This is a genomic window from Stenotrophomonas tumulicola (assembly GCF_014117215.1).
GTDB lineage: Bacteria > Pseudomonadota > Gammaproteobacteria > Xanthomonadales > Xanthomonadaceae > Stenotrophomonas > Stenotrophomonas tumulicola.
Genome location: NZ_JACGXS010000004.1, coordinates 230188 through 248981 on the forward strand (window position 1 = coordinate 230188; position 18794 = coordinate 248981).

17 protein-coding genes are annotated in these 18794 nt (G+C 66.0%); 11 read left to right on the plus strand and 6 right to left on the minus strand.

Features of this window, described 5'->3' with window-relative positions; translation table 11 throughout:
* Window positions 1-23: 23 nt before the first annotated feature.
* A complete protein-coding gene (locus H4O11_RS10565) occupies window positions 24-959 on the minus strand; it encodes an aromatic alcohol reductase (protein WP_182339377.1) in 936 nt (311 codons plus the stop codon).
* A 113-nt stretch (window positions 960-1072) separates the two neighbouring features.
* Between H4O11_RS10565 and H4O11_RS10570 the strand changes: the two genes are divergently transcribed.
* Window positions 1073-1465, plus strand: a complete 393-nt coding sequence (locus H4O11_RS10570) for a winged helix-turn-helix transcriptional regulator (RefSeq protein WP_182339378.1) — start codon at window positions 1073-1075, stop codon at window positions 1463-1465.
* A gap of 33 nt (window positions 1466-1498) precedes the next feature.
* Here the strand turns inward: H4O11_RS10570 and H4O11_RS10575 are convergent, their stop codons facing one another.
* On the minus strand, window positions 1499-2707 hold the full coding sequence (locus tag H4O11_RS10575; protein ID WP_182339379.1) for a LysR family transcriptional regulator: 1209 nt from the start codon (window positions 2705-2707) through the stop codon (window positions 1499-1501).
* Window positions 2708-2865: 158 nt separating this feature from the next.
* Here H4O11_RS10575 and H4O11_RS10580 point away from each other — a divergent pair, with 158 nt between their 5' ends.
* The 4 genes from H4O11_RS10580 (at window position 2866) to H4O11_RS10595 (ending at window position 7428) form a co-directional block, all read left to right on the plus strand.
* Window positions 2866-3726 (plus strand): amidohydrolase family protein, encoded by an 861-nt coding sequence (locus H4O11_RS10580; protein ID WP_182339380.1) that lies wholly within the window; start codon window positions 2866-2868, stop codon window positions 3724-3726.
* On the plus strand, window positions 3723-4619 hold the full coding sequence (locus tag H4O11_RS10585; protein ID WP_182339381.1) for a substrate-binding domain-containing protein: 897 nt from the start codon (window positions 3723-3725) through the stop codon (window positions 4617-4619). The genes H4O11_RS10580 and H4O11_RS10585 overlap by 4 nt, the downstream gene beginning before the upstream one ends.
* Before the next feature lie 63 nt (window positions 4620-4682).
* Window positions 4683-5984 carry a C4-dicarboxylate transporter DctA gene (dctA, locus tag H4O11_RS10590; protein WP_182339382.1) on the plus strand — a complete coding sequence of 434 codons (1302 nt, stop codon included), beginning with the start codon at window positions 4683-4685 and terminating at the stop codon, window positions 5982-5984.
* A 31-nt stretch (window positions 5985-6015) separates the two neighbouring features.
* Complete coding sequence (locus tag H4O11_RS10595; RefSeq protein WP_182339383.1) at window positions 6016-7428, plus strand: carbohydrate porin; 1413 nt, start codon at window positions 6016-6018, stop codon at window positions 7426-7428.
* A gap of 24 nt (window positions 7429-7452) precedes the next feature.
* Here H4O11_RS10595 and H4O11_RS10600 read toward each other — a convergent pair whose 3' ends face one another.
* Window positions 7453-8793, minus strand: a complete 1341-nt coding sequence (locus H4O11_RS10600) for an alpha/beta hydrolase family protein (RefSeq protein WP_182339384.1) — start codon at window positions 8791-8793, stop codon at window positions 7453-7455.
* 83 nt (window positions 8794-8876) lie between these two features.
* Here H4O11_RS10600 and H4O11_RS10605 point away from each other — a divergent pair, with 83 nt between their 5' ends.
* The 3 genes from H4O11_RS10605 (at window position 8877) to H4O11_RS10615 (ending at window position 13541) form a co-directional block, all read left to right on the plus strand.
* Entirely contained in the window at window positions 8877-9377 is a 501-nt protein-coding gene (locus H4O11_RS10605) for a MarR family winged helix-turn-helix transcriptional regulator (RefSeq protein ID WP_182339385.1), read from the plus strand.
* A 154-nt stretch (window positions 9378-9531) separates the two neighbouring features.
* Window positions 9532-12078, plus strand: coding sequence for a TonB-dependent receptor (locus H4O11_RS10610; protein ID WP_343042817.1), 2547 nt, complete (start codon window positions 9532-9534; stop codon window positions 12076-12078).
* Window positions 12078-13541 carry a CehA/McbA family metallohydrolase gene (locus H4O11_RS10615; RefSeq protein ID WP_182339387.1) on the plus strand — a complete coding sequence of 488 codons (1464 nt, stop codon included), beginning with the start codon at window positions 12078-12080 and terminating at the stop codon, window positions 13539-13541. Before H4O11_RS10610 ends, H4O11_RS10615 begins: the two co-directional genes overlap by 1 nt.
* 5 nt (window positions 13542-13546) lie before the next feature.
* Here the strand turns inward: H4O11_RS10615 and H4O11_RS10620 are convergent, their stop codons facing one another.
* The gene (locus H4O11_RS10620) at window positions 13547-15058 is read right to left on the minus strand and encodes a YifB family Mg chelatase-like AAA ATPase (RefSeq protein WP_182339388.1); all 1512 of its coding nucleotides are present in this window, start codon (window positions 15056-15058) and stop codon (window positions 13547-13549) included.
* 313 nt (window positions 15059-15371) lie between these two features.
* On the opposite strand from H4O11_RS10620, the gene H4O11_RS10625 reads away from it, so the two are divergent.
* On the plus strand, window positions 15372-15746 hold the full coding sequence (locus H4O11_RS10625; RefSeq protein WP_182339389.1) for a glycine zipper 2TM domain-containing protein: 375 nt from the start codon (window positions 15372-15374) through the stop codon (window positions 15744-15746).
* 212 nt (window positions 15747-15958) lie between these two features.
* Here H4O11_RS10625 and ubiK read toward each other — a convergent pair whose 3' ends face one another.
* Complete coding sequence (ubiK, locus tag H4O11_RS10630; protein ID WP_182339390.1) at window positions 15959-16207, minus strand: ubiquinone biosynthesis accessory factor UbiK; 249 nt, start codon at window positions 16205-16207, stop codon at window positions 15959-15961.
* A gap of 168 nt (window positions 16208-16375) precedes the next feature.
* On the opposite strand from ubiK, the gene H4O11_RS10635 reads away from it, so the two are divergent.
* The gene (locus H4O11_RS10635) at window positions 16376-16714 is read left to right on the plus strand and encodes a P-II family nitrogen regulator (RefSeq protein ID WP_182339391.1); all 339 of its coding nucleotides are present in this window, start codon (window positions 16376-16378) and stop codon (window positions 16712-16714) included.
* 15 nt (window positions 16715-16729) lie between these two features.
* On the opposite strand, the gene H4O11_RS10640 is transcribed toward H4O11_RS10635, so the two are convergent.
* The gene (locus H4O11_RS10640; protein WP_182339392.1) at window positions 16730-17389 is read right to left on the minus strand and encodes an RIO1 family regulatory kinase/ATPase domain-containing protein; all 660 of its coding nucleotides are present in this window, start codon (window positions 17387-17389) and stop codon (window positions 16730-16732) included.
* 451 nt (window positions 17390-17840) lie between these two features.
* Between H4O11_RS10640 and H4O11_RS10645 the strand changes: the two genes are divergently transcribed.
* Complete coding sequence (locus H4O11_RS10645) at window positions 17841-18746, plus strand: aspartyl/asparaginyl beta-hydroxylase domain-containing protein (RefSeq protein ID WP_182339393.1); 906 nt, start codon at window positions 17841-17843, stop codon at window positions 18744-18746.
* Window positions 18747-18794: the final 48 nt, after the last annotated feature.

Consider the following 18794-nt stretch of genomic DNA (forward strand, 5'->3'; position numbering starts at 1 on the left):
TCAGGCGGGGGTCACGTCCCTTTTCAGGAAAAGGGGCCCGACCTGGCCAGCCAGCCGGCAACATCGGTTACCGGGATGCCGTTGCAGGCGTTGAACGTCCTCTCCATGGGCCAGGCCACGCCGGTGTCCCGGGCGAATGCGAGCCGGTATTTCGCCATGCCATCCGCTGGATTGCCGGCCACGACCTCACGCAGTCCGTCCACGTCCCAGAGGACGCGCTCGCTCCTGCGGCGGAGATGGTGGTCCACCTTGTCCGCAAGCTGCGCATAGGTGAAGGTGTCGCCCGCCACGAATACCACCTCATCGTGTATCGGTGGTTGCTGGGCCAGGATCGCCGTAGTCAGGCGGCCGATGTCTTCGGGCGTGGTCACGGTCAGCTGGTTGTCCCAGCTGCCAAGCGCGTGGACGCGGCCAGCCTGCAGATCGACCAGGCCAAATGCGGGCTCGAACAGGAAGCTGGTGAACATGCCCGTGGAGACGATGATCCAGTGCGTATTCGACTGCGCCCTCAGCAGGGCACGCACATCGGCCTGTTCGTCGAACACCTCCTGTCCGCTGCCATGCCCGACGATGTCGTAGTCAACGCCGAATTGCCATGGGATGAAGCGCCGGACTCCAGCCTCCAGCACGGCGCGGGTGATCCTGGCCTGGGTGCCGGGCCCGCCCACGAAGCCGCTGCAGCAGACGATGGTGGTGAACGGTGCGAAGAGGACGGCGAGTTCTTCGACGGTCTGGGTTGCAAGGTCGGCACGGACGATGTCCACGCCCAGGCGGTGCATCAAGTCTGTCGTGGCGTCCGGGTCTCGTTGCGTGGCAGGGCCTTGCAACGGGCGCAGCAGCACCGACAACGTGGTGCCGTTGCCTTCGGCGGACGATGACAATGCGGCCAGCACCGACATGCCAAGTTCGCCGGCACCGATGACGAGGATTGCTTCTGGGACAGGAGTGTTGGAATGCATGTGAATCACGACGTAGACGGGGCATGTAGCATGCGGCCATCGCATCCCATCCAGAAGAAGGCACACCGGTGATACCGGAAAACGAGGCAGCCCCTGATGAGTTCAGTGTGGTGATGGAGCGTTCCCGCGCAGCCTGCGAAGCACTGAGCCAGGACCACGACAACCTGAAGCGGGACATCCTGGCGCATGCCGGCAGCCGATGGACGTTGGGCATCGTGTATGCGCTGGGCGTCCACGGTACATTGCGCCATGCCGAGCTGGCCCGGCAGTTGGAAGGCATCACCCAGCGCATGCTCACCCGTTCATTGCGGCAGCTTGAGCGTGATGGCCTGGTGGCGCGCAGGGATCACCAGGAAGTCCCGCCGCGCGTGGACTACACGTTGACCGGGCTGGGCAAGGGATTGCTGGTCGGCATGATGCCGTTGTGGTCGTGGGTGATCGACAATGCCGACCAGTTCAGGGCGGCACGGGATGCGTTCGATTCGGGGTCGGAACCCTTTCCGTGAAATGGGATCCGACGCCTCCGGCGTGGCACGGCGCTACCGGTTGGCTGCGGCGTCGCGCAGCATCTGCGCGAAGTGGGCTGCCAGTGGCGCCGGGCGCCAGTCCTTGCGCCGGGTCATGGCGATGCAGCGGCGGAATTCCGGGCCCAGCATGCCGATCCGCGCCAGCTTGCCGGCCTGGCTTTCCAGCAGGAACTGGTCGCCGGACATCAGGGTGAGCCAGTCGCCTTCCAGCATCAGCCCGCGCATCAGCATCACCGAACCGCACTGCACGCGCAGCCGCGGTGGTTCCACCCCACGCGCAGCGAACATGCGTTCCCAGTGCAGCCGCATCGGCACGCCACGTGCGGGCACCACCCACGGGTGGTCCAGCAGGTCCTGCGTGGACAGGCGGCGCTTTCCCTGCAGGGGGTGCCCGGCCCGCCCCACCACTGATAGCGCATCGTCGAACAGCGTTTCCTGCACCACGTCGCGCGCAGGCACCGACTCGCGGTAGGAGCCGATCAGCAGGTCCATGTCGCCCTGGCGCAGGCGCGCCAGAAGTTCCGCGTAAGGGCCCTCGATGACCTCGACCGACGCGGCCGGATGCAATGCACAGAAGTCCGCCAGCATCGCCGGCAGGAAGCGCGCACGCGCTACCGGCAGCACGCCGACGCGCAGGTGCCCCGACGGGGTGGCGCCCAGCGCGGACACCTCGTCCATGCCGGCACGCAGTTCGGCCAGCATCAATCGCGTGAAATGCACCAGCCGGTTGGCCGCGTCGGTGGCTCGCACCGCACGTCCACTGCGCGTCAGCAGCGGTACTTCCAGTACCTGCTGCAGTTCGCGCATGGCCCGGTGCAGCGAAGGCTGCGACAGGCCGACCTGTTCGGCGGCGGCTGCGTAACTGTTCACCCCGGCCACGGCCACCAGCGCCCGCAACTGGGCCATGGTCACGCGCCGTTCCACATTCGCGATGCCGGGCAGTTGTGCCGGCCGGCGGATCTCGCGCACGCCGCTGGCCAGGTAACGCAACGCCCGCTGCACGCGCAGTGCAAAGCGTCGACCGGCTTCGGTGGGTGACACGCCGGCCGCATGCCGTGCATATAGCGGGGCGCCCAGCAGGCGTTCGATCTTGGCCACCGCCTGGGCCAGTGCGGGCTGGGACAAGCCAACCTGTGCAGCGGCCATGCTGATGTTGCCGCGATGGTCGATTTCCCGCAGCGCATCCAGGTGGCGCAGGTTCAGTGTATGGGGCTCATGCATGGCAGATCGTTAGCATTATTCAATGCCCGGATCATAAAACCAATTTGGAAGCAGCGGGAAAGTTGCGGATAGTTCTTCCCCGTAGCAGGCAGGCGGAATGATGCGCTGCACAAAATCAATGGCACCTCCATTTCCTCCCCCACCGATCCGAGGCGTTCGTGAAGCTGTTCGACACCCATACCCATGTGATTTCCCCCGACGCCGCGCGCTATCCCGTCGATCCCATCGGCGGCCGCCAGTCCGAATGGTCGCGCGCCCGTCCCGTCGATGCCGATGGCCTTCTGCGCGCGATGGACGCGGCAGGCATCGAACAGGCCGTGGTGGTGCAGGCTTCGACGGTGTATGGGCACGACAACCGCTACGTCGCCGATACGGTGCGCGCCCATCGTGACCGCCTGGTGGGCGTGTACTCGCTCGATGCAATGGCAGCCGACGCCGTCGAACGCATCGCGTACTGGCAAGAGCAGGGACTGCACGGCTTCCGTCTGTTCACCACGGGCAGCACCATGCCCGGCCAAGGCGATTGGCTGGGGCACCCGGATTCCTATCCGGCCTGGGCGCAAGCAGAAGCGCATGGCATCCCGGTCTGCCTGCAGATGACGATGGAGGGTCTGCCGGTACTGCGCGACCTGCTCACGCGCTTCCCCAGGGTCAACGTGCTGCTGGACCATTGCGCGCGCCCGCCGCTGGCCGATGGTGCGCCCTATGCCGCCGCGCAGGGGTTGCTGGACATGGCCGCCTTCCCGGGCGTGCACCTGAAGTTGACCAATCGCACGCTTGCCGCCGCCGCTGAGGGCGCGTCCACCGCCGCCGATTTCCTGCAGGTGATCGTGGCCGCCTTCGGTGCCAGCCGCATCGCATGGGGATCCAACTTCCCGGCCGCAGCCGGCACGCTGCCCGGACTGGCGACGCTGGCACGCCAGGTATTGGCGGCGCTGCCCGACGGGCAGCGTGCGGCGATCTTCAACGGCACCGCGCGTGGCCTGTATCCGTTCCAGGCGCAGGCGGACGCCGCATGAGCACATCGGTGCTGAAGACCGTGCTGGCGGATTACCCGCATACCCGCGCCCTGCGCGAGGGAAGCATGGCCCATCCGGACGTGGACCTGCGGTTCCAGCAGGTCGAGCCGGTGCACAAGGCGTTCGCGCCGATGGTGCGGGAACAGGCGTTCGACCTGTGCGAACTGGCAATCGTGACCGCGCTGCAGGCCATTGCCCATGGACGTCCGGTGGTGCTGCTGCCGGCCGTGGTGGCGTCGCGCTTCCAGCGCAGCTGCCTGATCGGCTATCGCCCCAATGGGGTGCCGGCGGCACAGGCGTTGGCGGGCCGGCGTGTCGGCGTGCGCGCCTATACCCAGACCACCGGCATGTGGGTACGCGCGCACCTGGCAGAAGACTTCGGCGTGGACGCGCGTCAGGTGACATGGGTGACCCATGACCCGGCGCATGTGGCCGAGTACCACAATCCTCCCTACGTACAGACCGTCGAAGGCGATCGCAGGACGTTGGACATGCTGCATGGGGGTGAAGTGGACGCGGCCATCCTGGGTAACGACCTGCCTGCCGGCGATGATTACCTGCCGTTGATCGCCAATGCGGCGGCGCGCGACCACGCCTGGTGGCGGCAGCATGGCTTCATGCCGATCAACCACATGGTGGTTGCCGGCCGCGATGCGGTGGAACAGCGGCCCGGTGCCGTGAGGGCCGCCTACGCCCTGTTGCGGCAGGCCGATGCCGAAGCCAACGGCCAACTGGAAGGACCGCGCCAGACCCTGTTCGGCTTCGAGCGCCTGCACGCACCGGTGCAGTTCACCATCGATGCCTGCCTGCAGCAGGACCTGCTGCCGCGCCGGCTCACCAGCGATGAAGTCTTCGCCCCGGCACGCGCGCTGCTGGGCGCGGACGGCAACTGATCCCTCCCGCCACGGACGGCACCTTTCTTTCCGCCTGTACCACCGAACCCGGAATCCCGCCTCATGGCCACTCCCGTTTCTTCCGTTCCCCTGCCCAGGCCCGCACGTCGCAAGCGCTTCTACGAAGACCTGACCTTCCAGGTGCTGACCGGCATGGCACTGGGCGTGGCCGTGGGCGCGCTGGCGCCGGACATCGGCCAGCAGCTCAAGCCACTGGGCGATGTGTTCGTCAGGCTGATCCAGATGGTGGTGGGGCTGATCATCTTCTGCACCGTTACCCATGGCATCGCCAGCGTGCGCGACCTGGGCAAGGTGGGACGCATCGCGATCAAGGCAATCATCTACTTCGAGGTGGTGACCACCATCGCGCTGGTGATCGGCCTGGTGACCATCAACATCATGCAGCCCGGCGCGGGCATGCACATCGACCCGGCGGCGCTGCACAACCCGGGCGAGGCGATACATCCGGCCGCGAGCATGAGCTTCGGCGAGTTCCTGTTGAACCTGGTGCCAAAATCGGCAGTGGATGCCTTCGCCAAGGGCGAGATCCTGCAGGTACTGGTGTTCTCGGTGTTGTTCGCGTGCGGGCTGGCATCGCTGGGCAACCGCGCACAGCCGGTGCTGGATGGCATCAACACGGTGTCGCAGGCACTGTTCTGGGTGATCCGCGTGGCGATGAAGATCGCCCCGATCGCCGCCTTCGGTGCCATTGCCTTCACGGTTGCCAAGTTCGGCCTGCAGTCGCTGGTACCGTTGGCTGCGTTGATCGGCGAGTTCTACCTGACCTGCGTGATCTTCTTCGTGGTGGTCCTGGCGCCGATTGCCTGGTACGCCGGGTTCAGCCTGCTCAAGCTGATGCGCTACGTGCGCGAGGAGCTGGTGCTGGTGATCGGCACCAATTCCTCTGAAAGCGTGTTCCCGCAGTTGACCCACAAGCTGAAGAAGCTGGGGGTGGAGGAATCGGTGGTGGGCCTGGTGCTGCCCACCGCCTACAGCTTCAACCATGACGGCACCTGCCTGTACTTTGCCGCAGTCAGTGTGTTCCTGGCCCAGGCCACCGGCACGGCGATGGGGTGGGAGCAGCAGCTGGGCCTGTTGGCGGTGCTGCTGGTCACGTCCAAGGGCGGGGCGGGCGTGGCAGGTTCGGCCATCGCGGTGCTGGCCATGACCCTGGCCGCGACCAAGTCCATACCGGTCAACAGCATCGCGCTGGTACTGGGCGTCCACCGCATCCTGGCATCGGCCTTCGTGTTCACCAACATCGCCGGCAACTGCGTGGCAACCCTGGTGGTGGGCAAGTGGGAGAACGCCATCGACCGCAAGCAGCTGGACCACGAACTGCAGAGTGGCTATCGCGCGGCCTGACCGCGCGCCATGTGCCTGGGAGGGCAGAACGATGAAATCCACTACCCTGATGGGTATAGGCAGCCTGTGCCTGGCTGCCAGCGGCGGCGCGCTGGCAGCGCCCGCCAACGACACGCCTGCACCCGCAATAGCGGAGGCAGTTGCTGGTGCCACGGCCGCCGAGGGTGGCTACGATCCGTCGCTGGCCGCCGTGCTCCGTCGCTGGGCGCAGCAGGGGGTCTTCCTGCGTGCCAACCTGATCAACCAGTATGCCGGGAACTCCACGGGCGGCGTGGACCAGGGCAGCAGCAACGTCGGCCAGTTCAATGCAGGTGCCGACCTGGACCTGGACACGCTGTTCGGCGTGCGCGGCGGCAGTTTCCACGTCACGGTCTACCGTGATTACGGCCATGGCCTGAACCACGATACGACCGGAACGTTCACCAAGCAGCAGCACATCTACAAGAACGAGTACACCCACCTGCACCTGGGCCTGTTCGCTTACGAGCAGAAGCTGATGGACAACCGGCTGGACCTGGTGGTGGGGCGGCTGGGCACCACGAGCTATTACGGCAAGCTGAGCGCGAACTGCCAGTTCCAGTCCGCCACGCACTGCGGCCTGCCGCGGCTGATCAACGCCCAATCCGGTTTCAGCCTGTTGCCCTCGGCGACGTGGGGCGTGAACGTGCAGTTCAAGCCCACTCCGCACACCTATGTCGAAACCGGCGTGTTCGAGGTCAACCCAACATCGGCGGCCAGCAACGGAACGGATTTTTCAGTGGCCGATGCCACCGGGGTCACGGTGCCGGTGGAGTGGGGCTGGAACCGCGCCGATGCGAAAGCCGATCTTCCCCCCTTCGCGCTGAAGCTGGGCGGCTACGTCAGCACTGCGCCATACAGCGATCGGTTCTACAACACCGACGGACGTTCGCGCGGCTTGTACGGTGGTTCCGCCCGCCGCGTGAATGCGAACCGCACCGGTGTCTATGCAATGGGCGAGCGCGTGGTGTGGCGGCCGGGACCTGGCTCCATGCGCGGCCTGAACCTGTTCGGCGGCATCTCGCAACAGCTGGAGGTGGAGGAGATCATGCGCCAGCAGATCCATGCCGGCTTGGTGATGACCGGTCCGTCCGCAGCACGTCCGCAGGATACGCTCGGCTTCTCGGTTTCCTACTTCAACCTCACCGACAAGGAGCAGGCTTACCTGCGCGATGCACGTATCCGTGCCGGCGGTGAGGGTAGCAACAATCCTCATCAGTTCGCGTTCGAACTCAATTACGGCTGGCATCCCAGCCGCGGCGTGGTGGTGATTCCCAACGTGCAATACATCGTCCACCCCGATAACTCCGGCCTGCCCAATACGCCGGTGCTGCCAGACAACCTGTTCGCGTTCGGACTCAGCGTGCAGCTCAACTTCGGCAGCATGATCGGGCTCAGGCGCGAGGGAGGAGGGGGCGGGGACTGAGGGAGGGATATGACTTTGGCGTGGTCATCGCGGCCCGGGTGACAGCGTTGCATTGCCGTATCGGGTGGCGATACGTCCGTTCTTGATGAAGTCGGCCATCATCTCCAGGTAGCCCTGCGGCTGGCGGGTGGAGATGCGTTCACCATCCGGACGCGTCTCGAACTCGTACATGCCGTGGTCGGCCAGTGGAAACACCGCGGTGACAACGGGGCGGCCGGCGTGCTGCAGTTCCTGCAGCCGATGCAGGGTCTCGAAGGGCGGCGCATCGCGATCCTGCCCGCCCAGGATCCACAGTTGCGGCACGTCAAGATTGGCCAGCACCGGCATCGGATCGTAGTGGGCCGGTATGCCCTCCAGCAGCGCAGGGAAATCCCTGCGTGCATCCGCCTCCGGCGTGGTGAGCAGGTAGGAGGTGAAGTTGCCGCGCACGAACCGGAACCATGGCGCCTGCCCATGCTCCTGCTTGAGCGCGTCCAGCCTGTCGAATCCTTCGGTGAAGTTGCTGGAGATGATGGCTGCGCTGGCATCCGCCACGGTTCGCGCCTTGCGTTGGACATCCGGGCCGAAGCCGGCGCGGCTGATGTCGAAGGCGATGGCTTCGCGATCCTCTTCGATGGGTGAGACGGCCAAGCCGAAACTGACGATCACGAAGTCCACCGGTTCGATCCGCGCCGCCAGCGGCGCCACCCAGCCGCCCTGGCTGCCACCCTGGTAGCCGATGCGCCCCGCCCGCTTGCCGGCCAGGCGCCGGGCTTCGTGCAATGCATGGATCGCATCGGTAGCCAGGGTCAGGTAGTCCTGTGTATAGCGGCCCTCCGACTTACCCGTGCCGCGTTTGTCGTAGGCGAAGACTCCGATGCCCTGGCTGGCCAGCTCGCGCTGCAGCGAATAACTTTCCAGCGCCGATGAGCGTTCCGCGCCGTGGACCAGCACGACGAGGGGCACCCGCGCCTGGCCTGGTGGCAGCGTCAGCCGCCCGCGCAGCATGACCCCACTGCCCTGGAAGCGCGTATCGACCTGCACGAGGGGTTGCCGCTGGCCGGCAACACCATCGAAGCGGATTGCACCGCTTTCGCAGTTTTCCACCGACAGCTCATGGCCATCGGGGCGGTCGGTCCATCCCAGCGTGCTGCGCCAGCTTCCATCGCGTTGCCTGGCCAGCGCGCTGGTCTGGCCATCGGGACGACGCCATCGAAAGGCATCCCCTGCCCCTGGGCCGATATCGAGCGTGCTGCCATCAGCCATGTCATAGCTGCCGACCAGGCAGGAGCCGGCCCCGGATTCGATTGCAGGTGGCTGGGCTGTGCTGGCAGCGGATTGGAATGCCGCAAGGACGAGGATCACGGCAAAGGCAGGCGTTCGCATGGCCATCCCGATATGCGTTATGATTTACGTAAATGTTGACGTTTATGCTTGGGCGCGTCAATCCCACCCCCCGGAAGGACGCAATGAGCGATTTCATCCAGCAGCAAGGCCCGGCTTTCCTCGCACACCTGCTTCGGCGCCTGGCCGACGAACTGGTGCAGGGGGCGGCCGACTGGTATCCCACGGTTGGAGTGACCGCGCCGCCGCGTACCATGTCAACGCTTCTGGCCCTGGACGCACATGGAGCGCTGGGCGTGACTGAACTTGCTGGCCTGCTGCGGCAGTCCCATCCGCTGGTGATCTCCTGGATCAAGGAACTGACCCGGCTGTCGCTGGTGAAGTCCAAGGGCGATCCGGCTGATCGACGCCGTACCCTGGTGAGCCTGACGGCCAAGGGGCGCCGCGAGCTGGTGCATGTGCGCAAGGCGCTGGTCGCCATGGAGCAGGCCTCTGCCGAACTGCTTGGACTGGCCAGCGCCAATGGCGAAACCGATGCCTGGAAGATGCTGTGGTCGATGGAACAGCACTGCAGGACCGTGCCCTTCCTGCAGCGGCTGCAGCAGGCGTCGGAACCGAAGGTGTAGCGCCGGCCACGCGGTTCCGGCGTGGTTCTTGCGATGGCGCCGTGTCGCCCGCCGAGCGGGGCGAGGCGCTATGAGATATTCAACAAACCGCAATGGATCGGTCATCCGGCAATGACAGCATCGGCGGCTCTGTCAAGCCATGGTCGATCACGCCGTGCCCAGCAATCGCCTTGCCGCTGCTGTCAGCAGCATTCTTCTTGCTTCTTTCCTGGTTCCTGCCTCGGCCTTCGCCCAGGATGCAGCGGCCACCTCCCACGGCGCATCTGCCAGGGACCTGGATACGGTGATCGTCACCGGGCGCAGCGGCGTCGGTGCCCGCACCAAGGCCGAGACCAGCTACTCGATCACCAACATCGAGGAAGAACAGCTGCGCATGCAGGCGCCGACCAGCGTCACCGAGGCGCTCAAATCGGTACCGGGTTTCTGGGTGGAGGCTTCCGGTGGCGAGGCCAGCGGCAATATCCGCGCGCGCGGCATTCCGGTGGACGGCTTCGGTTCGGTCACGCTGCTGGAGGACGGCATTCCGGTCGTGCATGATCCGGCGCTGGGCTATCTCAACGGCGACCAGGCATTCCGCCTGGACGAAACCATCGAGCGGGTGGAAGTGGTGCGCGGTGGTCCGGCCTCGGTGATGTATTCCAATGCCCCGGCAGGCGCCATCAACTTCATTCCGCGCCAGGTGGGCGAGGAAGCCAGCGGGGTATTCAAATACACCGTTGGCGACAGTGGCCTGAACCGGCTGGATTTCGCCTACGGCAGCCCGTTGGCCAATGGCTGGAAACTGCTGCTGGGCGGCTTCTACCGCGTGGAAGACGGCGTGCGCGATCCCGGTTTCAACGGCAACGACGGTGGCCAGTTCCGCCTCAACCTGGCCAAGGAATTCGAAGGCGGCCGCTTCAGCATCGACGCCAAGCACCTGGACGACCGGGTCGCGCTTTACCTGGGCATCCCGATGTACACCAACCGCAACGGCGACATCCGCGCGGTGCCGGGAATCGATGGCAACCATGGCACGCTGGCCGGCCCGGAAACCCGGTACCTGTCGATGAAGACCGCCGATGGTCGCGGCTGGGATTTCGACAACAGCGAAGGCACCCACGTCAAACGCGACCAGGTCACGCTCAAGCTGGAGACCGAGCTGGGCGCGGGCTGGGAACTGGCGCAGTCGGCGCGCTTCAGCAAGACCGATACCATCCGTAATGGCGTGTTTCCCAATTCGCTGGACACGGCGGCCAACTTCCTCGATGGCCAGGCGCGCCTGCTGGGCACGGTGCCCGGTGCAAGCGCGCTGGGCCTGCGTTATGTCAACGGAAGCGGCGCATTCGATACGGCCGCCCAGAATGGCAATGGCCTGCTGGTGATGGGCGGCCTGCGCGGGCTGGATATCCCGGTCCGCGAGTTCATCAATGACACCCGCCTGATGCGCAGCTTCGACTTCGGCGGGCAACAGCACAACCTGACCCTCGGCTACTACATGGCCTCCACCAAGGAGGACTACAGCCGATACTCATCCAGCGTGTTGCTGGATGCAAAGGACAATGCCAGCCTGCTCGACCTGGTGGCGCTGGATGCCAATGGCCAAGTGCTGCAGACGCTCAGCGACAACGGCGTGTGGCGCTACGGTTACGAGTGGAACAACGCATCCGGCGAGCAGAAGAGCCACGCCTTCTATGTCAGCGACGAATGGCAGGTGAACGACAAGCTGCGCATCGATGGCGGCCTGCGCTGGGAAAAAGCCAGCAGCAGTGGCTGGAACGAAGTGCGCCGCAGTGTTGATGGCGGCACGCTGGCCACCTCGCAGATGCTGTCCGGATCGGGCCTGTACGTGAACCACGATCTGTCTTCAGACGACCTGGGCTGGTCGCTCGGTGCCAACTGGCAGTTCAGCGACAGCATGGGCATGTTCGGGCGCTGGACCTCGGCATTCCGCCTGCCGAGCCTGGGCAACTACCTAACCCGTAACGACAACTGCAACGCGGCGTCGGCCGAGACCGTCGCGGCCTGCGTGGCCGGCAATGACCGGCGCGCCGATACCCAGACCATGGACCTGGCCGAAGTTGGCTTCAAGTTCGCCAATCCGCTGTTCAGTGCCTACGCCACCGCGTTCTACACCAAGTACGACAACGTCGGCTTCAGCAATTACCACTTCGATCCGGACACCGGCGTGTCCACCAGCGAGACGGGTTATGCCAGCACCCGCACGTTCGGCCTTGAACTGGAAACGGCGTGGTACCCCATCGACTGGTTCGACCTGCGCGTCAATGCCACCTGGCAGGACGCCCAGTACCGCGACCTGCGTTACAGCGAACTGGTCGATGGCGCACCGGTGCTGCGCGACTTCATCGGCAACCAGCTGATCCGCATACCGGAACTGAGCCTGCGCGCAGTGGCCGGCCTGAACCTGCTGGACCAGCGCCTGCGCCTGCAGGTAGCCGCCGAGCACCAGGGAGAGCGCTTCGTCGATACCGCCAACTCGGTGCGCCTGCCGTCCTACGAACTGCTCAACTTCAGTGCGCGCTACGAGCTGACCGATCGCATGTCGGTCTATGGCTACGTCGACAACGTCACCAATTCACTCGGCCTGACCGAAGGCAACCCGCGTGCAGGCGAACTGGCCAGCGACGACGCCGGCGCCAACACCTTCATCGCCCGGCCGTTGCTTGGCCGCAACTACCGCCTGGCCCTGATGTACCGCTTCTGATGCGGCGCCTGCTTTTGCTCCTGCTGGCATCACTGGTCGCTGCCGGCGCCGCCCAGGCAGCCGAGGTGCTGCAACTGCAGGGCACGCTGGACGGCAAGGACCACCAGCGCTATCTGGAGCTGCCGTTCCAGGTGCCGGCCGGTACCGGCCGGGTCGGTGTCCAGCTGCGGCAGGATGGCGCAAAGGATCGGACCGTGATCGACCTTGGGCTTCTGGACGCCGATGGGTTCCGCGGCTGGAGCGGTGGGTCGCGTTCGGCCATCTCGGTGTCGCGCTATGACGCCACCGGTGGCTACCTGCCCGGTGCCGTGCCACGGGGCGAGTGGAAAGTGCTGCTGGGCGTGCCCAATATCCGTGCCGGCGTGCGCACGCCTTACCACGTGGAGGTGACCCTGTGGAGCGAGGCGGAAGTGCAGGCGGGCAAGGACCGGACCGATCTGGTCCTGCGCGCCGCGCCAGGCTGGTACCGCGGTGACCTGCACATGCACAGCACCCACAGTGACGGCAGTTGCAGCAGCCAGCAGGGCCGCAAGGTGTCCTGTCCGCTGTTCCTCAGCCTCCAGGCTGCGGTGCGGCAGCGGCTGGATTTCGTCGCGGTCACCGAGCACAACACCGTTTCGCACCTGCAGGAGCTGGTGCGCCATCAACCCTGGTTCGACCGCCTGCTGCTGATTCCCGGCATGGAGGTCACCACCTTCCAGGGCCACGCCAACGTGTTCGGCATCAACGGGCCACTGCCATTCCGCCTGGGCGACACCTTGCCGGACTGGAATGCGCTGCTGCGGCAACTGGCCGGCAGCGATGCCGTGTTCTCCATCAATCATCCGGCGTTGCCGTCCGGCGAAGACTGCATGGGGTGTGGCTGGACCCCGGCACGCGCGGTGGACATGGACCGTGTGAACGCGGTGGAAGTGGTCAACGCCAGCCAGGCCGATGGCCCGCGCGCCGGTGTCGGCTTCTGGGAACAGCAACTGCAGCAGGGCCATCGCATGACCGCCGTCGGCGGCAGCGACAGCCACAATCCTGATGATGTCGACGGTGCGTCGCCTGTCGGGGTACCGGCCACGCTGGTACATGCCGAAGCCTTGTCCCGCGACGCCATCCTTGCCGCCATCAAGCGTGGCCGGGTGGTGGTGGACGTGCACAACATTGCCGGCAGCCGCCTGGACCTGTGGCTGGAAAGCGACGACGGACGCCGCGCCGACATGGGTGAGGCATTGGCGCTGGAAGATGGACAAGCGGCGATCCTTCGCGCCGAACTGGACTACCCGACCCCGGTGCGGATGGAGTTCGTGGTTGATGGCCGGCGTGAACTCGCCGCGCTGGAACCCGGCGACGACGGCAGCCAGCAGGCGCGCCTGCGTTGGCGCTCGGACGGCAAGCGCCATTGGCTGCGGGTGGACGTGCGTGCAATGGATGGCAGCCTGGCCATGCTGGGAAACCCGGTGTACGTGAACTGGTAGCCGGCTCAGGTCCCTACGGGCAGCTGGCCCCGATCCAGCTGGCGGTAGCCGATCGCTTCGGCCAGATGCGCCGTCCCGATGCCATCGCTTCCAGCCAGATCGGCAATCGTGCGCGCCACGCGCAGGATGCGGTGCATTGCCCGTGCGGACAGCTGCAGGCGTTCGATGGCCTGTTCCAGCAGCGCCTGGTCGGCCTCGTCGAGGCGCGCACAGCGCCGCAGCGCCTTGCTGTCCAGGTGCGCATTGAGCGCGCCGCGCGCGTGCTGGCGTTCGCGGGCGACAATCACCCGCTGCCGTACGTCCGTGCTGCATTCGCCCGCTGGCGCGCCTTCGCGCAGTTCTTCCGGTGACAGGCGCGATACGGTGACATGCAGGTCGATGCGGTCCAGCAGGGGGCCGGAGACACGGCCGCGATAACGCTGGATGCGTTCGCTGGTGCACAGGCAGCGATTGCTGCGGTCGCCGGCCCAACCACAGGGGCAGGGGTTCATCGCGGTGACCAGTTGGAAGCGTGCGGGGAAGACCGCGCTGCGCGCAGCACGGCTGATGCGGATGTGCCCGGATTCAAGGGGCTCGCGCAGGATCTCCAGCGCGTTGCGCGACCATTCCGGCAACTCGTCCAGGAACAGCACACCGTGGTGGGCCAGCGATATCTCGCCGGGGTGGGGTGGATTGCCGCCGCCGGCCAAGGCGGCCGGGCTGGCGCTGTGATGCGGCGCGCGGAAGGGACGCTGGCGCCAGCGTCGCGGATCCAGCCCGCTGCCGCTGATGGATGCGATGGCCGCGCTCTGCAGCGCTTCAGCCTGGCTGGCTTCGGGCAGGATGCCGGGCAGCCGTGAGGCGAGCAGGGTCTTGCCGCAGCCGGGACTGCCGATCAGCAGCAGATGGTGGCCGCCAGCCGCGGCGACTTCCAGCGCGCGCCGCGCATGGAGCTGGCCGCGCACGTCGGCCAGGTCCAGCGGCGGATCCAGTTCGTCGGCAGCCCGCTCGGCGCGGGGCAGGCGAGCGGGGTTTTCCACCGATGCGCAGGCTTCCAGCAAGGTGCGTGCAATACGTATGTCGGCATGTTCGGCCAGCGCGGCTTCGGCGGCATTGGCCGGCGGCACGAACAGCGTGCGGCCGGCTTCCGCTGCGGCGATCGCAGCGGGCAGCACGCCATCCACCGGACGCAGCTCGCCGGTCAGTGCCAGTTCGCCGATGTATTCGTGGCGCACCACCTGCCGTGGATCGAGCTGGCCGCTGGCCGCGAGGATGCCCAGCGCGATGGCAAGGTCGAAGCGGCCGCCTTCCTTCGGGAGATCGGCCGGGGCCAGGTTGATGGTTACGCGTCGTTGCGGGTACTCGAAATGCGCGCAGAGCAGCGCGGCCCGGACCCGTTCGCGCGATTCGCGGACCGTGGTTTCCGGCAGGCCGACGATCTGGGTGGCGGGCAGGCCGCCGGAGAGGTGGACCTCCACGCGCACCAGGGGAGCATCGGCACCCGCGCGGGCGCGGCTATGGACCAACGCGAGGCTCATGCGGTGACCACCGGGTTGGGAGGATGAGCTGAGTGTGCGCGGCGCGGGGCAGGGAGGCGTTCGGCGAGGAGCCCGTTGTGCTGTAAGGGTTCCATGCGGCTGGACCACCGCTCCACTCGCCAGGCGTTGCGCCGCGCCATGGCCGCTCCGGCACCGCATTGCCGTCGCCTTGCGCGAACCTGAACAGGCGCCGGTTCATGTCTGGGTACGCAATGTTCCGGCAATCTTCGGCGACCAGATTCGATGGTGCGGGGGCGGCGATGCCCCGCCTGCTCCTTGCAGCTGATCACCTTTCCTATCGGAGGATCCGATGATGCTCACCTCAACCGCTTTCACCTTCCGTGGCCTGGCCCTGGCATTGGCACTCACCGCTGGCGTAGTTGCCGCAGGCGATGCCGACGCCATGTCACGCAAGGACAAGAACACCCTCGTTGGCGCGGTGGTCGGTGGCGTGGCCGGGCATGTCCTGTCCAATGGCGATCCGCTGATGACCGCCGGTGGTGCTGTCGCCGGTGGCGCGATCGGTAACGTGACCACCAAGGACCGTCGCGACAACCGCAACTATCGCTACGACCGTGATCGTCGCTATGACCGTGACTATCGTTACGAGCGCACCAGCCGTCATGACCAGCGCCATTGGAACAATGGCCGCCGTGGCAATGATCGCCACAATCGCGGTTGGCGCTGACACGCCTGGGTGAGGCGGGCTGGCCCGCTTGCCAAGGCAACGGGATGACGGCGGTTGGCCGTCATCCACCGGGAACGGCTGGCCAGCCTTGAGCAGGCAGCCAGTCGTGGGTCGTTACTGTTCGCATGGCGATGGCCTGCCGCGTTGATGCTGCAGTACCTGGCCTCCCCGCCCGCGCACGGACCGCTTGGCATGGCGGGTGCCGCGTGGCATCAAGGGGTGTCGCGTTTTTCCATCGCGGCCACCGCCTGCTCAAGCGCGTCCAGCTTTTCGCGCGTACGCAGCAGCACCGCGCGCTGCACGTCGAACTCTTCGCGGGTCACCAGGTCCAGCTTGCCCAGGCCGGCCTGCAACGCTCCCTTGAAGGTGGCCTGCAGCTCTTCGCGTGATTCGCGCAGGCCTGGCGGTACCAGGTCGCTGAGACGGCGTGCAAGATCATCGAGGTGGTTGAGGTCGATCATGGGGCTCCGTGGCCTGTCTGCGGGCATCCGCATCAAGCGGGCCACGCGCGGCGGTGTGGGGATGGATGACAAGAATACTGCCCCGTCGCGGGCACGGACAGGCATGGGCGCATCGCGTCGGATGGCTGCAGGCGCTATCCTCGCGACCGGAGCACAGGAGGATTCACGATGAAGATGATCATGGCGGTGATAAAGCCGTTCAAGCTCGATGACGTGCGCGAAGCGCTGGCCGAGCGCGGCGTTACCGGCATCACCGTCACCGAAGTGAAGGGTTTCGGACGGCAGAAGGGCCACACCGAGCTGTACCGTGGTGCCGAATACGTGGTCGACTTCCTGCCCAAGGTGAAACTGGAAGTGGCCGTCACCGATGACCAGGCCGATGCGGTGGTCGAATCCATCGTCAAGGCGGCCGGCACCGGCAAGATCGGCGATGGCAAGGTGTTCGTGTATGACCTGGGCGGCGTGGTGCGGATCCGTACCGGTGAACTGGACGCGGACGCGCTGTAACCGACGCGTCGCGCCTTACCGCTGCTTGGCCCAGCGGTAGAACCGCTTCCAGCCCTGGCGCACGGCGGCGACCCAGCCGGGGTCGGCTACGCGCGCTGCCAGCGCATCGCTGGGGCGCTGCCCGGTCAGGCGTTGGCGCATCTTCACCAGGTTCTTCAGGTCACTGCGACTGAGCTGGCGGCTGATCGGATTACGACGCAGCCAGCGCGGGGTGCGCCATGCCGAGGTGAAATCGAGCAGCACCGGCACGCCAGCGCTGACCACCACGTTGGTGCCATGCAGGTCGTTGTGGGTGATGCCAGCCGAATGCAGGCGGTCCAACGCCTGCTGCAATTGCTCGAACACTTCGTTGCCGACCATCTGCGCGCTGCTCAGGGTCTGCCCGGGAATGAATTCCATGCCCAGCGCCAGCCCGCCGATGGTGCCCAACAGCGCCGGGGCATGCTTCCAGCCACTCAGGCGGTTCAGCATGCGTGCTTCGCGCCGCACCAGCACGCGCGCAAGCAGCGATAGCGGGGTGCCGCGATAACGGGTGTAGTCCTTGACCACGGCCGGCTGCCCATCTAGGCAGGTACGGTAGACATCCGGCTCCAGGAATCGTTCACCGCGCTTGAGCAGCAGCGGCATCGCGGCTTCGTCGCCGCAGGCGAGGGTAGGCAGTGTTGGCGTTTTCATGACGTTCTCGGGCAACCCGGTGGGCGGCGCAAAGCGTCAAGCGGACCGGTGGAAGAAGGTGACGGGCTGAACTGCCGTTAATTTTAGTACCGGCAAGTTCGCTAATGACCATGTCGCATTTGAAACAGTGCATTACGTCATTTCGGACAAAACCGTCTCATTTGTTGAAAAATCATTACGCATCAGGCATTTGCAGGGCCTGCAGTCATCCACGCGAAGCCAAACAGCATATGAATGAAGGCGGTCAACGCCGCCCAGCAAGGGTCCGTCCACGCTGCGGCGCTTGACCCGGACGCCCTGGCTGCCGACCATTCACTGTTCCCCTCGCGCCGTGGCCGGGGGCCGCTTTCGGCCTGCTCCCATCCTTGTGCGCCCACGGTCCGCCCGCTGCGTAGCGGTATGGCGGCGCCGCCCCTGCAACCTGCGTCCGGTCCATGCCGGAGGAATCCCAATGATCAAGATCGTGCTGGCAGTGCTGTTCGTCGCCTGCGTGCTGTACATCCATTACCGCGGCAAGGTCCGCGCGCGCTGGTCGCGGCAGTTGCTGGATCATTCCAGTTTCATGGCGCCGATCAACGTGGTCATGTACCTGTTCTCCAAGGTGCCCACCACGGCGTTCCTGGATCCGGGCAAGGACTTTCCACAGCTGGAGCCGCTGCGGCAGAACTGGCAGGTGATCCGCGACGAGGCGCTGGCACTGCGTGATGCGCAGAAGATCGCTGCCTCCAGCAGCTTCAACGATGCGGGCTTCAATTCGTTCTTCCGCCGTGGCTGGAAGCGCTTCTACCTGCGCTGGTATGGCCCATCGCATCCGTCGGCCAAGCAGCTGTGCCCGCAGACCGTGGCGTTGATCGAGTCCATTCCGGACGTGCGCGCGGCGATGTTCGCGCAGTTGCCACCGGGCAGCGAACTGCGCCCCCACCGCGATCCGTTCGCCGGTTCGCTGCGCCTGCACCTGGGCCTGAGCACGCCCAACGATGACGGCTGCTACATCGTGGTGGACGGGGTGAAGAAGAGCTGGCGCGACGGCGAGTGGATGATGTTCGACGAGACCTACATCCACCATGCGCACAATGAAACCGACCAGGACCGGGTGATCCTGTTCTGTGACATCGCCCGTCCCTTGCGCTTCGGACTGCCGGCCCTGTTCAACCGCGCCGTGGCGGCGACGCTGCTGGCGGGCGGTGCATCGCCGAACCTGCCGGGCGATCCTACCGGTGGCGTCAACAAGGCGTTTGGCGGCGTGTACAAGGTGCGGCTGAAGGCCAAGGCATTGCGTGCGCGAAGCGCGCTGGCGTACCACGTGATCAAGTGGGGCCTGGTGCTGGCGGTGATCGCTGGTATCTGGGCGCTGTAAGCGCGGAACCTGTAGCGCCGGGCCATGCCCGGCGGCGGGGGTGTATGC